At 61.7% G+C, this 848-nt stretch carries 1 protein-coding gene; it reads left to right on the top strand.

Translation table 11 applies throughout. The features are described 5' to 3' along the window. Window positions 1-125 precede the first annotated feature (125 nt). Window positions 126-848 (top strand): IS66 family transposase (locus tag AC5ZFO_RS48130; protein WP_496124285.1); only part of this gene is annotated, 723 nt, incomplete at its 3' end.

Here is an 848-nt window from a genome sequence, read left to right as displayed (position 1 = left end):
CCGCGCTTCTGGCCGGCATGGATTGGACGCGGATGCACGCGCCTCGAATCCCGCAGCCGAAAGCACTTGCGTAGGACATAAAATCTTCGCTGCATCGATGCGCGAAGCATGGCAGACTCGGGCCAATGAGTGATTTGCCTGATGAGCTGCCGAGCGATCCGGCCGAGTTGCGTGTCGTTGCCGCGGCTCTGCTGGATCGCTGCGCCAGGCTCGAGCGGTTGCTCAAGCTTGCGAAGGATGCGCAGTTCGGTCGATCCTCGGAAAAGCTGGACGCTGATCAGCTACAGCTTGTTCTGGAGGACATCGAAGAGGCCGTCGCGGCTCTCGAAGCAACTGAGGATCGCGCCAATCCCAGAGCCCGCGAGAAGAGAACTGCCAAGCGCAGAGCCAACCGTGGTCAGCTTCCGGAGCATTTGCCGCGCATCGTCGAAACCCTGCTGTCGGCTGCAACCTGCTGTCCGTGCTGCAAAGGCGATCTCGTTGAGATTGGTCACGATGAGAGCCAGAGGCTCGACGTCGTTCCGGTGCAATACAGGGTGATCGTCACCCGCCGGCCCAAGCTGGCCTGCCGCGCCTGTCATGGCGTCGTCCTCCAGCACGCTGCGCCCGAGCGATTGATCAAGGGGGGATTGCCGACCGAGCGTCTCGTCGCGCATGTAATTGACGCCAAGTATCATTGGCATTTGCCGCACTATCGTCAGGCGCAGATGCTGGCGACCCACGGTATCGCCATCGACCGTTCCACGCTCGCCTTCTGGGTCGGCTACGCCCCCCAGGAATTGAAGCCCTTGTGGCATCGTCTGCGCCAGCTTCTGCTCGCCTCTTCGAAGCTCTGTGTCGATGAGACC

The sequence above is a fragment of the Bradyrhizobium sp. Unk1 genome (genome assembly GCF_059512345.1).
This window is presented reverse-complemented; position numbering and strand designations above follow the sequence as displayed.